Origin of the sequence: Enterococcus sp. MSG3299 (assembly GCF_050555765.1) — a bacterium.
Lineage (GTDB): Bacteria > Bacillota > Bacilli > Lactobacillales > Enterococcaceae > Enterococcus > Enterococcus faecalis.
Genome location: NZ_CP187869.1, coordinates 1,801,287 through 1,815,864, shown reverse-complemented (window position 1 = coordinate 1,815,864; position 14,578 = coordinate 1,801,287). Strand labels below are relative to the sequence as shown.

At 35.8% G+C, this 14,578-nt stretch carries 14 protein-coding genes; 8 read left to right on the top strand and 6 right to left on the bottom strand.

The annotated features are described in order from the left end of the window. The first annotated feature begins 12 nt into the window (after positions 1–12). From IGL23_RS08870 to IGL23_RS08860, 3 genes are read left to right on the top strand one after another with little or no spacing between them, the layout of a single operon-like run. Positions 13–648, top strand: coding sequence for a YesL family protein (locus IGL23_RS08870; RefSeq protein ID WP_033594909.1), 636 nt, complete (start codon positions 13–15; stop codon positions 646–648). Further along, on the top strand, positions 602–2,332 hold the full coding sequence (locus tag IGL23_RS08865) for a sensor histidine kinase (RefSeq protein WP_002395515.1): 1,731 nt from the start codon (positions 602–604) through the stop codon (positions 2,330–2,332). Before IGL23_RS08870 ends, IGL23_RS08865 begins: the two co-directional genes overlap by 47 nt. Before the next feature lie 11 nt (positions 2,333–2,343). Further along, a complete protein-coding gene (locus IGL23_RS08860) occupies positions 2,344–3,822 on the top strand; it encodes a response regulator transcription factor (protein WP_033594911.1) in 1,479 nt (492 codons plus the stop codon). A 43-nt stretch (positions 3,823–3,865) separates the two neighbouring features. Here the strand turns inward: IGL23_RS08860 and IGL23_RS08855 are convergent, their stop codons facing one another. Beyond that, entirely contained in the window at positions 3,866–6,007 is a 2,142-nt protein-coding gene (locus IGL23_RS08855; protein WP_033594913.1) for a GH92 family glycosyl hydrolase, read from the bottom strand. Between the two features lie 172 nt (positions 6,008–6,179). Here IGL23_RS08855 and IGL23_RS08850 point away from each other — a divergent pair, with 172 nt between their 5' ends. Further along, positions 6,180–7,292 (top strand): FUSC family protein, encoded by a 1,113-nt coding sequence (locus tag IGL23_RS08850; RefSeq protein ID WP_010825381.1) that lies wholly within the window; start codon positions 6,180–6,182, stop codon positions 7,290–7,292. Positions 7,293–7,335: 43 nt separating this feature from the next. On the opposite strand, the gene IGL23_RS08845 is transcribed toward IGL23_RS08850, so the two are convergent. Beyond that, positions 7,336–7,818, bottom strand: coding sequence for an SRPBCC family protein (locus IGL23_RS08845; RefSeq protein WP_033594916.1), 483 nt, complete (start codon positions 7,816–7,818; stop codon positions 7,336–7,338). 21 nt (positions 7,819–7,839) lie between these two features. Continuing rightward, entirely contained in the window at positions 7,840–8,220 is a 381-nt protein-coding gene (gene gloA2, locus IGL23_RS08840) for an SMU1112c/YaeR family gloxylase I-like metalloprotein (RefSeq protein WP_002356864.1), read from the bottom strand. Positions 8,221–8,431: 211 nt separating this feature from the next. On the opposite strand from gloA2, the gene treP reads away from it, so the two are divergent. Continuing rightward, positions 8,432–9,898, top strand: coding sequence for a PTS system trehalose-specific EIIBC component (gene treP, locus IGL23_RS08835; protein WP_033594918.1), 1,467 nt, complete (start codon positions 8,432–8,434; stop codon positions 9,896–9,898). Between the two features lie 127 nt (positions 9,899–10,025). Next, positions 10,026–11,030, top strand: a complete 1,005-nt coding sequence (locus IGL23_RS08830) for a nucleoid-associated protein (protein WP_002356866.1) — start codon at positions 10,026–10,028, stop codon at positions 11,028–11,030. A gap of 39 nt (positions 11,031–11,069) precedes the next feature. Here the strand turns inward: IGL23_RS08830 and IGL23_RS08825 are convergent, their stop codons facing one another. Next, on the bottom strand, positions 11,070–11,423 hold the full coding sequence (locus IGL23_RS08825) for a YxeA family protein (RefSeq protein WP_002384289.1): 354 nt from the start codon (positions 11,421–11,423) through the stop codon (positions 11,070–11,072). A gap of 198 nt (positions 11,424–11,621) precedes the next feature. Here IGL23_RS08825 and IGL23_RS08820 point away from each other — a divergent pair, with 198 nt between their 5' ends. Both IGL23_RS08820 and IGL23_RS08815 read left to right on the top strand, forming a co-directional pair. After that, positions 11,622–12,326 carry a zinc metallopeptidase gene (locus IGL23_RS08820; RefSeq protein WP_002384290.1) on the top strand — a complete coding sequence of 235 codons (705 nt, stop codon included), beginning with the start codon at positions 11,622–11,624 and terminating at the stop codon, positions 12,324–12,326. A gap of 83 nt (positions 12,327–12,409) precedes the next feature. Beyond that, positions 12,410–12,748 carry a hypothetical protein gene (locus tag IGL23_RS08815; protein WP_002356871.1) on the top strand — a complete coding sequence of 113 codons (339 nt, stop codon included), beginning with the start codon at positions 12,410–12,412 and terminating at the stop codon, positions 12,746–12,748. Positions 12,749–12,774: 26 nt separating this feature from the next. Here IGL23_RS08815 and IGL23_RS08810 read toward each other — a convergent pair whose 3' ends face one another. Then, a complete protein-coding gene (locus IGL23_RS08810; RefSeq protein ID WP_033594919.1) occupies positions 12,775–13,620 on the bottom strand; it encodes a PhzF family phenazine biosynthesis protein in 846 nt (281 codons plus the stop codon). A 56-nt stretch (positions 13,621–13,676) separates the two neighbouring features. Further along, entirely contained in the window at positions 13,677–14,528 is an 852-nt protein-coding gene (locus IGL23_RS08805) for a PucR family transcriptional regulator (RefSeq protein WP_002398570.1), read from the bottom strand. Positions 14,529–14,578 lie beyond the last annotated feature (50 nt).

Here is a 14,578-nt window from a genome sequence, read left to right as displayed (position 1 = left end):
AGGAAGAGGAAGATGGAAAGTACAGGGATTCAACGGTTGTTTTACCTTTCCTGGACAGTAATCAAACTAAATTTACTGTTTGTTTTATTTAGTTTAGCTGGAGGGATTATTTTTGGTGTTGGTCCAGCACTCCAAATGATGACTGATTTCATTTTGGAAGAGGGCATGAATTATCAAGCAATCACCGTTAAACGAGCATTTGAATCATGGAAAGCACATTTTAAAAGAAGTAACTGTTATTTTTTAATTTTTCTCTTCACTTTAGGATTTGTTTTTTATAATATTTATTTAGCCGTTCAATTTACCGGAATAATGTGGTTAATTATTACATTTATTTTATTTTTTGTTTCCCTAATACTCGTTATTTTTTACATTTATATGCTACTATATGAAGGAAGCTATTTTATCTCAACTATTGATTTAATGAAGCTTTCATTTATCAGTATCTTTTTAAACCTCGGTGTATTTTTTAAAGTCTTATTCGGTGTAATTAGTATCGTTGCTTTAACTTGGAAAATGAAAGGACTGCTACTATTTGCTTCGTTTGCCTTAATTATGATGTGGTGTGCCTATGTCACGCGCAAAAATCGCCAGTTTATTGATGGAAAGTTGGAACAAAATGAAGCGAATCTTCAAAAAACTGTTTAAAAAAAAATATTTATTAAATCGATTAGTACAAAAATACAGTCTACTGTTAACAAGTATTATTTTGTTAACGGTGGCTGCTTTGTGCGTTTATGTTACTTATACAATTAACTTATCAATTGATTCACAAAAAAATAACGCCGTTTCCCAAATTGACAGCTATGTAACGAATAAAAATAATGCGGCAACGAATATGATTAATGAATTAGCTGGCTCTGCAAGTAAAATTGAAAACATGCGAAAATATATGGAACTTTCTCCTCCTGAGTATTTTGACTATACTTACAGCCAATGGTCGGAAGATCGGGTCAGTACCCACTTTGGAAATAATTTAAGTACATTATTTAGCACCTTTCCTGACTTAGAAGAAGTGATTATTCGCTTAGATGAATTTGATCAGGTTTTGTTCGCCAATCGCACAGCTACAAATGGGAAAAAAATGGATATGTCATCAATTAAAAAACATGGCTTTCAACTAATGCGAATTATCTCCGATCCTTATACAGGACAACCGCTGGGAGAGTTGTACACTGTGTTTTCAAGTCAAGAGTTGCTAGGCAACCAAGCAGACTTATTGAAAAAATCAGGTATTAATGCGTTTATCTATGATAGTGCTGGGAATCAAATTTTTTCTGAAAAAGCACAATTTACCAAAGAAGAAGAGCGGCAACTAGATAAAAGAATGCACACCGATAGTGACATTCAACAGGTTTTTCATAATCGCTACGATATTACGGAAATAGAAAGCAGTGGCCGGAGTACCATTCTCTTATTAACAAGCCGCCGAGTCTTATTTCAACAATTGTTTATGAATTATGCAGCCATTTTAGGGATTGGGTTACTTTTGATTGTTATTTTATTAGTGGGCTTAAACCGCCTATTTAAACGCTATTCTCAACAAGTCCAATTAATTTTAGAAGCGACACGAGCCATTGGCGATGGCAATTTAAAAGAACGAATTGACACGAATCAAGTTCAGGAAGAGTTGAATGATATTGCTTCCGCGATTAATTTTATGGTAGACAGTTTAGATCAATACATTCACGATATTTATACTTTAGAAATTAAGCAACGTGATGCCCACATGAGAGCGTTACAGTCGCAAATTAATCCTCATTTTCTTTATAATACGTTGGAATATATTCGCATGTATGCTTTGAGTCGGCAACAAGAAGAACTAGCTGATGTTGTCTATGCTTTTTCAACGCTACTTAGGAATAATATTAACCAAGAAAAAACCACGACCTTGGCAGAGGAAATCTCATTTTGCGAAAAGTATGTGTATTTGTATCAAATGCGTTATCCCGATCAATTTGCCTATAAGTTCGAAATAGAAGAAACAATTGCTGATGTTGAAATTCCTAAGTTCATTATTCAGCCGCTTGTCGAAAATTATTTTGTGCATGGTATTGACTATCAACGACAAGACAATGCTATTAAGGTCCACGCTTACCGAGAAGGCGAAAAAATTATTGTGGCTGTTGTGGATAATGGAAAAGGAATTACCGCCAATCGGTTAGAGGAAATTCGCGCACGTTTAAATCAAACAGAAATAGACACGGAACAATCCATTGGGTTAAGAAATGTTCATGAACGTTTACAACGCTTTTTTGGGGAGAGTTATGGTTTAACCATTGAAGGGAAAGAAGGAGAAGGGACGACAATTCGTCTTTCGTTTGTAGCATAAGGGGTGAAAAGATGTATCGAGTGATGTTTGTTGATGATGAATATATGATTTTAGAAGGCTTAAAATGGATTATTCCTTGGCAAGAGTTAGGCTTTGAAATTGTTAAAACAGCGCGTAGTGCGCAAGAAGCATTGGCTTTTTTAGAAACAGAATCCATTGATGTTTTATTAACAGATATTACGATGCCGGAAATGAGTGGGATCGAATTAATTGAGCAAGCAAAGAAAAAAGGACATCAATTTATTAGTTTAATTTTATCAGGTTATCAAGAGTTTGATTACGTCAAAAAAGGCATGGCTTTGCAGGTCCAAGATTATCTTTTGAAACCAGTCAATAAACAAGAACTATTAGCCAATATCCAGAGAATTAAAACAGAATTGGACCAACAAAAAAAATCCCATGCCCACGTGCGTCTATATCTAGAAAATGGCTTGATGCGTTGGCTTAATGATGAAATCAGCGAAGGGGAATACGAAGAGTTAATGCAGCAATTTACGACTATAAAACCAGGTGATTTTACCGTTTTATTGGTTGAAGCTGAGATGCCATTTTTAGAAACAATCAAGGAACTATTTATGAAAAAAGGCCAACTGTTATTCATTGAAAGTTGGATGAGTACGTACCACCAATTGTTACTTATCTATAAAGGGGCCAGACAAGAAGCGTTCTTATTTATTCGTGAAATTGAAGCTATTCTAGCTGGTCAAGGTCAGATTTTTGTAGGGGAATCTGTCAATGAATGGGAAACGGTTTATGAAAGTTATGAGAAAGTAAAACAGTTGCAAGCAATTGAAACGTTCTATCAAGAATTTCTGCCAAATAATCAAAAAGAACAAATGAATCGTTCGGCAGAAGATTTTACTTTTCTAGCGTTTAACCAAGCCTTGATGATTGGGGATATGCAGACCATTCAACGGGAATTAGATGCCATTTTCAATCAGTTAAGTCAACAACACGCTACGCCAGAATATGTACGCTATGTAGTCTTTTTACTTTTTTCAGATATTTCCCGTCAGTATCCAACTGTGTTAGAAGAAAACTATGAAAAAATCGTGGAAGAAATTCGAGCTAGCAACAATCTTAATACACTGTATGCGTTAATGCAGCAAGTCTTGGCAGAAGTGAAAAATAAACCTAAAATAAAAAAATATTCAGAAAGTGTTAGCCAAGCTGTAGAAAGAATTGAACAAGGCTATTTAGAAGAATTAAACTTAAAAACGGTGGCGGATGAGCTTCATTTGAACCCTAGTTATTTAGGCCAAATTTTCAAAAAAGAAACCAAGCGGAGTTTTTCTCAATATTTGAATCAAGTGCGTACCAAACATGCCCAGAAATTATTATTGTACACGGATGATACAATCAACGAAATTTCAGAAAAAGTAGGATTTAACAATACCAACTATTTTTCAAAAATGTTTAAAAAATTAAATGGAATTACCCCAAAAGAATTTCGAGAGCAATACCAATCAAATTACGCAGGTGTCGAATAATAAAAAGAAAGATGTTCAATTTTTATGAACATCTTTCTTTTTATTATTTTTCCGTACTTAATGAAAATGGTCGTTCTGCTGTGTTTTGTGGATTCGGGACGATCCCTAATTGATAATCTAAAGTCCCGCCGTTTAATAGTTCTTGATGAGTAAAGTAAGGCGCAGTATGTTTTTCTTGGTTTAACTGAATTTCATGAATAAATTGTTGTTGGACTTTGTTTGGTGATGTCTGAATGGTTAATTGTTTACCATTTGACAGTTTTACTTCCGCCGTCTGGACTAAAGGCATCCCGATTACATATTCACCAGTTCCTGGTGTGACGGGATAAAAGCCTAAGCTATTAAAAATATACCAAGCAGACATGCTACCATTGTCTTCATCACCTGGATAGCCAGTTGGTGAAGCATCAAATGTTTGCATTAGTTGTTTTAAAAGTGGTTGAGCCATCTCTGGTTTGCCGATGTAGCTGAATAGAAACGGATAATGGAAACTTGGTTGATTTGAGATGGCTAATTGACCAAAATCAATTGCCGCCATTTCACTCATTTCATGAATTTCAAAACCATAGCCTTCAACGTTAAAGTTAGGCGCTTGATTGCATAGCTGAATTAATTTTTTTTCGAAAGCTAACTCGCTACCATATAGCTTAATCAAACCTGCAAAATCTTGATAAACCGCAAAACTTGATTGCCAAGCACTTCCTTCGGCGTAATCTTTGCCCCAACGAATATCTAAAAAGTCAGGACGGAAATTGCCTTCAGTGTTCTTGGCTTGCATAAAGCCAGTTTCAGGATTAAAAAGTTGTTGATAATTCAAGGCTTGTTGACGATAAAATGTTGCGGTCTCTGAATCATTCAGTGTTTTTGCAACTTGCGAAATACAGAAATCGCTGTACGCATAGTCTAAGGTATGATTGACAGATTCATGATAGGTTGAAGGAACATAGCCATATTTTAGATAATCCAGAATTCCTTGACGTCCATAATTTTCTCGTTCGCTTTGTTGTGTGGCGCCTTTTTTCATCGCTTCTAGGAACTGAGGCATCAAGTCAGGACGAATCTTTTTCACGGCGGCATCAGCAATGACAGCGTCAATCAAGGTGCCAGGCATTAAACCACGCTCATCTGGAGATAACCATTTTGGCAAGAAACCTGTTTCGTTGTAACTATTTAAAAAGCCTTCTAGCATCTCTTCGTATTTTTCTTGAGCAATTAGTGAGAACAATGGGTAGACCGTTTTATAAGTATCCCAAAAGCCATTATTGGTATATAGTACACCAGGACGAACCGTTTGCGAGAACGTATCATAATGAATCGGCTGCTGATTTTCGTCCAATTCATAAAAGGTTTGCGGAAATAGGAATGTTCGATACAGTGTATGATAAAACGTTTTAGTATGTTCAGGGTTTTCATGCGTTACTTTAAGGCGATCGAAATAATTATGCCAATCTGCGATTCCTTGTTGCAGCATCTCAGTAGAACGCAAAGAGATTTCTCGCGCTAAATTTAACTGCGCTTGTTTTTCAGAAATAAATGAACTACTAAAATGAACAACTTGTTGAGCAGTATTTCCAAAAGAAAGAAGGATTTTGCCATCTTCACCTGAAGAAGGGGCAAACCATTTGGTTAAAGGCTGTTCAAAATGAAGCACAAAATAAAAACTAAAATCTGGATCTTCACAACCAGAATAGTTGATGACTTTTACAGCCACTTGATGGTCATCTAATTGTTTTACTTGATAACGTCCAGGCAGAGTTAGTAGTAAGTGATTATCTTTTTGTTGATAATCAATGGTTAAGATACCACCATACATGCTTGGGATTAATTGAGAAGTTATTTGATAGCGTAATTGAGTTAAGTTAATTTCGACAGGAGAAAAAAGGCTTTCTTCTGGACGATAAGAACTTTGGGCATGGAATAAAGAAAGTTCCGACAATGAACCACTGACAGGGGTCATTAATAAATGGCTAAAATCACCCATCCAAGGACTTGGTTGATGCGTTACTCGATAGCCTTGAAATGTTCGATCTTCTGGATGAAACCACCAGCTGCCCTTTTGGTCAGTTGTTTGCGGGGCGTAAAAATTCATCCCAAATGGCACGCCAGTATAGGGTAGACAATTTCCGTTTGAAAAACTATGTTGGTTGGCAGTTCCGTGTCGCGTATCAATCGCTTGAATATTCATGAAAGTAGCTCCTTTGTTTTAAATGATATATCATATAGGCTGATTATAGCACAAAAAACAAGAAATGAAAGCGTATTTATTTGCTTTTTTATTTATTTTTAACGAATTGGTATATTCAATTTGAGGAGGGAATTGACAAGCATGTTACAATGGATAAGGAATCGATATTGGAGTGATCGTTATTTATTTTTTTAGTACAAAAAGTCAGCAATTTTTTGCGTATGTTTGGGCTATTTTCCCAGTCATCGCCTTTTTTTTGGTTAGTTTTTATACATTGGATTTTTTATTTTCCCCAAGCTATTTAATTATGGTGCCTGTATTTACTATTATGTTTAAAATTAACTATAAAAAAGATTATTCGTTTGTAGCGCTGCTCAAAATGAGTATCAGGCAATTTGTGATCAGTTTTTTAGCATTTATAGCTAGTAGTTCCTTTAGCTGGTCTATTATTTTAAATAGTAGTGTGACATTTTTAATTGTTTATTTATTTTATTCATCTGCGACACCGATGCGGTATCATAGTTATTTGATGATGTTTACGTTTTGTCAGTTAATTCAGGTTAAAGGAAATACATTTTTGATGCAATCTCAAGTTGTGGCCTTTTTAATTGGTCTTTTTTTATTGGCTTTAACACTAAACGCTTGGTGGCAAACAGGATTAAGTCAGCTAACCAGCTTAAAGAGTAGAGGGCATGTTCGCTTTTTTAAAAGCATTCAATTAAATATGAAGCAACAAAAATTGGCGGTTATTAATTTCTGGCACGACTTACAACAGACTTTTTTTGGGATTACAAGTTTCAAGCAATTTTTAGAAAGTCCTGACGAAAGGGTGCAACGATTTCGTTTAGCTATTCGTATGAGTTTCACCATTACGCTGAGTTTTATTTTAATGTGGAGTGTAGGAGGCATTAAAATAATTTGGATTCCGATGAATGTTTTTCTACTCTTGCATCCAGTGAAGGCAGAAATGAACACGCGTATTAAGACACGTTTTTGGGGGACTCTTTTAGGATGTTTCCTCAGTCTGTTTGTTGTCAATTGGCTTCAATTGCCACTGACACACCTCGTTGTTTCTAGTTTGATTGGCATTTTTGTTTATGCCCTAAAACCAGGAACCGTGTTACAAGTGACAATGGCAACGATTTTTGGGTTATGTTTGGCAACAATTAGTTTACGAGGGATGTACGCCGCAGAGTTGCGGGTCTCTTTTGTATTATTGGCAATTTTTGTTGTTTGCTTAATTGATTTAGGTTTATTTGTTTATCAGCGTATCTTACGTTTTTAAAAAGTGTGGCACAGAGGGTTATTTACCCGTTGTGCCACACTTTTTAATTTTCTAAATTCGTTAATTTTTCTAAGTAATGATTTTCTATTTGCGGAAAATCTATTTTTTCTGGTGCTGCATCAGGGGTTTCAACTACTTGCTTCAAGCGGTTGAGAACAATTGACCAACCAGCGATATCTTTATGGCGAGGTGTTGTAAAATTTTCTGGGAGAGATTCTGAAAAGACTAACAGGGTTTGATGAGGCGCTTGTTCTTTTAAGTCAAAATAGATGATACCAGTATCCCAAGTCACGCCCAGATATTTTTCCTCTGCATAGTCAGTGAAAGGCATTGTTTCTTCAAAATCGGGCAGAATAAACCGCCAAAACCCGTTAACACCTAATTCACCAATTTCTAATTCTGGAAACCATTGTTTTAGCTTGTCTGTCTCAGTCAGGTAGCACCAAATCGTTTGAGGGCTGGCTGAAATTGCCCGTTCTGTACCAAAATAAATCGTCTGGTTTTCTAAGCGAAAGGTATCTTTCATTTTGTTTCTCTCCTTTATTTATTATTCATGAAGTTCTAAAGGTAGTCCATCTGGATCAAAAAAGAAGGTCATTTTTTCACCCGTAAAATCATCTACTCGTAGCGGTTCTGTTTCAATTCCTTGCTCATTTAAAAAAGCAATCACTTCTTCAATATGTTCAACTTTAAAAGCTAAATGACGTAATCCTAAAGCTTCAGGATAAGAGGGGCGAGCGGGAAATTGATCAGAAATAAAAATTTCCAATTCTTGGCTGCCTAATTTTAAATCTAATTTAATATCGTTTTTTTCGGGACGATGATTTTCGCGAAGAACTTCAAAGCCCAACTTTTCGACATAAAAATTTTTAGTTGCTTGATAATTTGAGGCATTGATTGCCACATGATGAATTTCTTTAAAAAACATTTTTCATACTCCTTTTCGTTTTTTCCTTCTGTAGTATAGCAATAAAGAAGCAGCTAAAAAAGCGTTCTGTTTGACTCTTTAAGAAAAGACAAGGGATTTGTAAAAAAATAAAATTATTTTTTTGAAAGAAAGCGCTTGCCAAAAAAAGAATAATCAAGTATGATGTATATACAACTTAATTGTATATACAAGTTTGAGAGGAGAATGTAAAATGGGTAAGTTTCAAAGCGATGCACAACAGTTGTTGAAAGCAGTAGGAGGCAAAGAAAATATTTCAGCTGTTTCTCATTGTGCAACTCGAATGCGTTTTGTATTAAAAGATCCAAAAAAAGCGGATGTACCTGTGATTGAAGATATTCCTTCTGTAAAAGGAACCTTTACAAATGCTGGACAGTTTCAAGTAATTATTGGGAATGAAGTCCCACAATTTTATAATGATTTTTCTGCAATTTCCGGTTTAGAAGGGGTTTCAAAAGAAGAAGGGAAAGCAGCTGCCAAAAGTAATTTGAGTCCTGTTCAACGAGTTGTTTCTGTTTTAGCTGAGATTTTTACACCATTAATTCCTGCACTTGTTATCGGGGGATTGATTTTAGGATTCCGCAATATTTTGGAAGGGGTTCCATTTGGCTTTCTTGATGGTCAAACAATCGTGGAAGTTTCTCAATTTTGGAATGGAGTCAATTCATTCTTATGGTTAATCGGCGAAGCAATTTTCCACTTCTTGCCAGTTGGGATTACGTGGAGTATTACGAAGAAAATGGGAACCACACAAATTTTGGGGATTGTCCTAGGGATTACATTAGTCTCACCACAACTTCTGAATGCTTATTCAGTTGCGACGACTAAAGCAGCAGAAATTCCTTTCTGGGATTTTGGGTTTGCACAAGTTAACATGATTGGTTATCAAGCGCAAGTTATCCCAGCCATGTTAGCCGGCTTCTTGCTTGCCTATCTTGAAATTTTCTTTAGAAAAGTGATTCCTCAAGCAATTTCAATGATTTTTGTCCCATTGTTTGCTTTAGTACCAACAGTATTGGCTGCACATGTCATTTTAGGACCAATTGGTTGGACGATTGGTAGTTGGGTTTCTGATATTGTAAATGCAGGATTAACGTCAACATTTAATTGGTTATTTGGCGCCGTCTTTGGCTTTATGTACGCACCATTAGTCATCACTGGGTTGCATCATATGAGCAATGCTATTGATTTACAGTTGATTGCTGACTTTCAGTCAACCAACTTATGGCCAATGATTGCTCTATCAAATATTGCACAAGGTTCAGCGGTTTTAGCAGTTATCTTTATGCATCGTGGAAACAAAAAAGAAGAACAAGTTTCGATTCCAGCAATGATTTCTTGTTACCTAGGTGTGACTGAACCAGCGATGTTTGGGATCAACTTAAAATATGTTTATCCATTTGTTGCGGGCATGATTGGTTCGGCAATGGCAGGAATGTTTGCCACTTTAATGGGCGTTCGTGCGACAAGTATCGGCGTCGGTGGCTTGCCAGGAATTTTATCTATTGTGCCACAATATTACTTGCCGTTTTTAGTCGCAATGGTGATTGCCATTATCGTACCAATGGGCTTAACTTATATTTTCAGAAAGAAAGGCATCTTTAATAAAGTCGATCCAGTTGATGAATCGACAGGGATGTTATACAGCGAAGAAGGGTAATCGCTTTTTTAAGTAAAGAAGAATTCGTAGAAAAATGTCTACGAATTCTTCTTCTTTTTATAGAAACTATTGGCTTTTTTCTCTCATTCAGTTAGACTAAAAAGGTTGAGAAAAGGAGAGCGTAAAAATGGATATTTATTTAAAAAAAGCAATTTTACACATTATTGATCGAGAAACTGGGACGCCGGTTTTCTCTGAAAAGGAACTAGATTTAACCACTGAGTATATTCGAACGTATTTAACTGCAAAAATTTCAAAACTTTCGACTGCACAAACAAAGACTGGAACATTGGCGGAAAATAGTTCCTTTGTAGACACGTTACGTGGGATTCCTAGTGATTTTGTGAAGAAAAGCCAAGAAGTTACCCAACATTGGTATGATGTTTATTCAGGAAGCGAAGATGCGCCTAGTGCTGATATTTTGTTCATTTTATATGAATTAGATACGGTGTTACATGTCGCAATGATTAAATTAAACTATAAAGAAAGTTACACGCATTACGTCGACTATGAAGAAGAATCCGTTTATAACAAACTGATTATCAACCGAGCAATTTTGTCTTCAAAATCACAAAAACCAGATGAAGGGATTACGGTTGACTTAGATACATTAGCGTTTGAATTACTAGAGAAAAGATATGAATTTTCAGGAGAAAAAATCTGGTATTTCTCTGAAAAAGTGATTGAGACACAAGCGGCACCTTCCATGGAAGAAAATATCAAAGAAATTAAAAAGGCAGTCAAACGCATTGGAAAGAAATTTAACGAAGATGAGTTTGAACTAATGGCTTCGGTAAAAGAAGCGGTATATGATAGCATTGAGGAAACGGGAACGATTGACAATGAGCAAATTGCTGAGCAAGTGTTTAAAGAAAATGTATCAGCTAAATTAGCTTACCAAGAAGAAGTGAATGAGTCGAAGTTTGTCGACAAAACACCGCCAGTCAGAGAATCTCGCGAAATTTCTGAAAAGAAATTTGGCAAACAAAAGTTAAAAATGGATAACGGTATTGAATTAATTGTTCCGTTAGATGTTTACCGCAATGGGGATTTAATTGAATTTGTTAATAATCCAGATGGCACAGTGTCCATCATGCTAAAAAATATCGAAAAAATTAGTAATCAATTATAAAGAAAAAAGCCGTTGGCAATCGACCAACGGCTTTTTTCTTTATTTTAATTTTTCCAAAGCTTTTTCTGGGACTTCTTTTTCTGTCACTTCATTCCAGCTGATCACACCTTTACGGGGATTGACTTTCAATTTTAGATAGGCTTTCATACGCAAAGGTTGATCACGATATTCGTTTAATTCAACGGTCTTTTCTTCACCGTTTTTATTAAACGCAGGTTGTTGATAGTAATACAAAGTCGTCGGTTCACCAGAAGCTGATTTTTCATCTTTCTTTTCACCAGATGTTGTGATTTGTGTATAGTAGGCTTCTCCGCCGTAATAGTAATTATAAACGCCCCAGCTACCGCCAGCTAAAATGACTATGGGAATTAATATTTTTAGTAATGTTTTCATTTTCCTCACCTCAAGGAATAGTATGCCTTTTTTTTGGGAAATTTGCCATATTTTTTTCCGTTAATTGAGTGACACTTTTGTTAGTTTTGGCACTTTCTTGAAAAATTCATCATTTTTTTAAACAAAAGACAACGTTTGTCGCTCCCTTTTTTTCACTATCATGCTACAATAAAGAAAAAAAGATGGAGGTAGAGGACAATGATGCCCTTTTATTTTGGAATCGATCCAACCTATATATTGGTAATTATCGGAATTGCGATTTCTGGTGCGGCCTCCGCATATGTTAACAGTACCTTTCGTAAATATGATCAAGTACGAAGCAGTAAACATGTTACAGGCACGCAGGCAGCACAATATATTTTACAAAAAGAACAAATTAATGATGTTGGAGTTCAGCAAATTGCTGGTGATTTAACTGACAATTATAATTCTGGAAACAAAATGTTGAGCTTATCCGAAGCCACTGCTCAATCGACATCGGTCGCGGCTATTGGCGTGGCGGCTCATGAATGCGGACATGCGGTACAAGATCATACGAACTATGTGCCTTTACGTCTTCGTGCAGCTATTGTTCCAGTTGCCAACATTGGCTCAACCATCTCCTTTCCACTAATTTTGATTGGTGTATTATTTAGTTGGAATCAAACATTAATCAACATTGGAATTTTGGCTTTTTCATTAGCCTTGATTTTTCAATTGGTGACCTTACCGGTGGAGTTTAATGCGTCTAGACGTGCATTAAGTATTCTTTCTGAAGGTGGGTTATTAACAGAAGAAGAAGTCCCAATGGCCAGAAAAGTTCTTTTTGCAGCTGCACTTACCTACGTAGCAGCGGCGCTTTCGACCTTTTTACAACTTTTACGTTTGGTTATTTTATTTGGTGGCAATAACCGACGGGACTAAGTGCCAGCAAAGGTCTTTCTATTACGCATAAAAGTAATAATATGTTATGATTAAAGTAGAAAATAACAGAGGAGCTGAAGGAAATGAAAGCATCAACAAAAATTGGTATCGGTTTAAGCATTGCTGCAGTTGCAAGTGTCTCTGTTGCAGTCATCGCTTCTGAAAAAATTATTAAGAAGGTATCTCATGTTTCCAATCGTTATAAAGTTAAAAAGTTTGTAGACGATAAATTTGATGGAAACCAAAAATTATTATCGATTGTCGATGATTTATCCGATGATGAATTAGATTCTGTTTTAAATGTTGTGGATCGTGTGAAAGATGGCGGTTCAAAATTAGCTGAATATGGCGAAAAAGTTAAAGACAATACAGATTCTTTAAAAGAACGCTTTTTCACATTTATTGAAGATGCAATGAAGTAAGAAAGATGGCCTAGGCCATCTTTTTTTTATAAAAATAATTCTTTTGTTTCAACATAATAGCCTCTGCCACCAACTAGAACTTGATCAATTGTCTTTTGAGGTGTAGTGTTCAAACGCACTAAGACTTCTGAAGGAGCGTTTAAGGTATAACCTTGGGCGAAAGTGTAATTGGTTTTTTGTAAAATTTGGTGATGGTGCAGATAACAAGCTAACGCACCATTTGATGTACCAGTAGCGGCTTCTTCATCGATGTCATAAAGGGGTGCAAAATTCCTACAAATGATATTTTCTTCAGACAAAGCAAAAAGATGCATCCCAATAACTCCATACTTTTGACTAAGTAACTTAATTTTTTCAAAGTTTGGTTGTAAATCCTGTAATAATTGCGCATTTTTAATGGGAACCAAAATATCTTTTAGACCCGTTGACACAATCTGGATAGGAAAAGAAGTTGCCACTGCGTTTAAATCAAAGCAGCCGCTCAATTCTTCTAAAGTGAGCGTATCATAAAAAGTTGGGACAGTTTGTTCCATAAATAGTTGTTCATCGTTCGCCGTGATTGCGAGCAAACCGCTGTTCGTTTCGATTGTATATGCTGTTTGCAATAATTTATTTAAGTGCTTCATAATGGTGAAAGCGCCAATTGTCGCGTGGCCACATAAGTCGACTTCTTCTTTTGGTGTAAAATATTCAAGGCGGAAATCAGCAATCTTTGAGTCTGAAATAAAAGCAGTTTCTGCAAATCCTAGTTCTTTGGCGATGGCCATTTTTTTGGTTCTCGTTAAGGGCTGTGTCATAAAAACAACGCCTGCTTTGTTGCCACCTTCGTGGTTTTTACTAAATGCACTAGCGACATATGCGGTAATTTTCATTGGAACGCCTACTTTCTAATTGGGAATAAAAAACATACGAGTAAAAAATGGACGTGCTACTTTCTTAATAACAAATAACAAAAGATTAAATCATCCATTTTTTTTAAAGATAAGCCAGTTTGTTCAAAAAACTTTTCCAACCGATAGTGTAAAGTATTTCGATGCATAAATAAATCTTTTGCAGTGGAGCTGATATTGCCTTGATTTTTCCACAAAGCGCTGATGATTGGCTGAATATCGGTGTCTTTATTTAATAAACGACGATAATACTCAACAAGTACATTTTGGCTCATGGCTTCCTTGGTAAAATAGTGGAGGGCGACATCGGTTAAACTAAAAACAGTCGTCCGGCTAGAGGAATTAAGTTCTTCTGAAAAAATACGTTGTTCTTCATGGAAACAACGCCGGAGAATGTCTTCAGAGGAATAAAAATTGCCAACAAATACAGCACTAGTGCAATCAAAGTCTGTATCTAATGTTAAAAAGATCCCTTGAATTTCTTCTTGTTGAAAGGTATTTTTTGACTGTTCTTCAACTAAAATATACATATTATTACTTGGACTGAAACAATCAACTGTATCTGGAAACATCTTTGTTAAATTAAATTGCCATTCAGCTTGTAATTCTTTTGGGACATTCGTTTGAATTTGCAACATACGAAAGGTCCCTTCGGCAGGTAATTTTGCCTGTTGAAATAAGTAACTGAACCAAGGATGGTTACCAGTAATTGTTGGGTTTTCAGAAATTGGAAAAAGCGCTTCCAACAAATGCTGTTCTTTAATGCTTAAGAAAGCTTTATTCACAATGAAAAATTGGTCGTCAACAGGAATTGAATAGGTGGCTTCGGAACCAATTGTTTTTGATAAATAGCCTTTGGGATAAAGCTGAGATAAATTTTCAATAATCATAGACACACCTCACTGATTTATTGTACCATGAAGCAAGACAGAAGTTTAGT

What these genes read in the sequence shown, in the direction of transcription:
- IGL23_RS08870 (WP_033594909.1), top strand. Translation starts at nt 13, where the DNA reads ATGGAAAGTACAGGGATTCAACGGTTGTTTTACCTTTCCTGGACAGTA.
- IGL23_RS08865 (WP_002395515.1), top strand. Translation starts at nt 602, where the DNA reads ATGGAAAGTTGGAACAAAATGAAGCGAATCTTCAAAAAACTGTTTAAA.
- IGL23_RS08860 (WP_033594911.1), top strand. Translation starts at nt 2,344, where the DNA reads ATGTATCGAGTGATGTTTGTTGATGATGAATATATGATTTTAGAAGGC.
- IGL23_RS08855 (WP_033594913.1), bottom strand. Translation starts at nt 6,007, where the DNA reads ATGAATATTCAAGCGATTGATACGCGACACGGAACTGCCAACCAACAT.
- IGL23_RS08845 (WP_033594916.1), bottom strand. Translation starts at nt 7,818, where the DNA reads ATGAAAGATACCTTTCGCTTAGAAAACCAGACGATTTATTTTGGTACA.
- gloA2 (WP_002356864.1), bottom strand. Translation starts at nt 8,220, where the DNA reads ATGTTTTTTAAAGAAATTCATCATGTGGCAATCAATGCCTCAAATTAT.
- treP (WP_033594918.1), top strand. Translation starts at nt 8,432, where the DNA reads ATGGGTAAGTTTCAAAGCGATGCACAACAGTTGTTGAAAGCAGTAGGA.
- IGL23_RS08830 (WP_002356866.1), top strand. Translation starts at nt 10,026, where the DNA reads ATGGATATTTATTTAAAAAAAGCAATTTTACACATTATTGATCGAGAA.
- IGL23_RS08825 (WP_002384289.1), bottom strand. Translation starts at nt 11,423, where the DNA reads ATGAAAACATTACTAAAAATATTAATTCCCATAGTCATTTTAGCTGGC.
- IGL23_RS08820 (WP_002384290.1), top strand. Translation starts at nt 11,622, where the DNA reads ATGATGCCCTTTTATTTTGGAATCGATCCAACCTATATATTGGTAATT.
- IGL23_RS08815 (WP_002356871.1), top strand. Translation starts at nt 12,410, where the DNA reads ATGAAAGCATCAACAAAAATTGGTATCGGTTTAAGCATTGCTGCAGTT.
- IGL23_RS08810 (WP_033594919.1), bottom strand. Translation starts at nt 13,620, where the DNA reads ATGAAAATTACCGCATATGTCGCTAGTGCATTTAGTAAAAACCACGAA.
- IGL23_RS08805 (WP_002398570.1), bottom strand. Translation starts at nt 14,528, where the DNA reads ATGATTATTGAAAATTTATCTCAGCTTTATCCCAAAGGCTATTTATCA.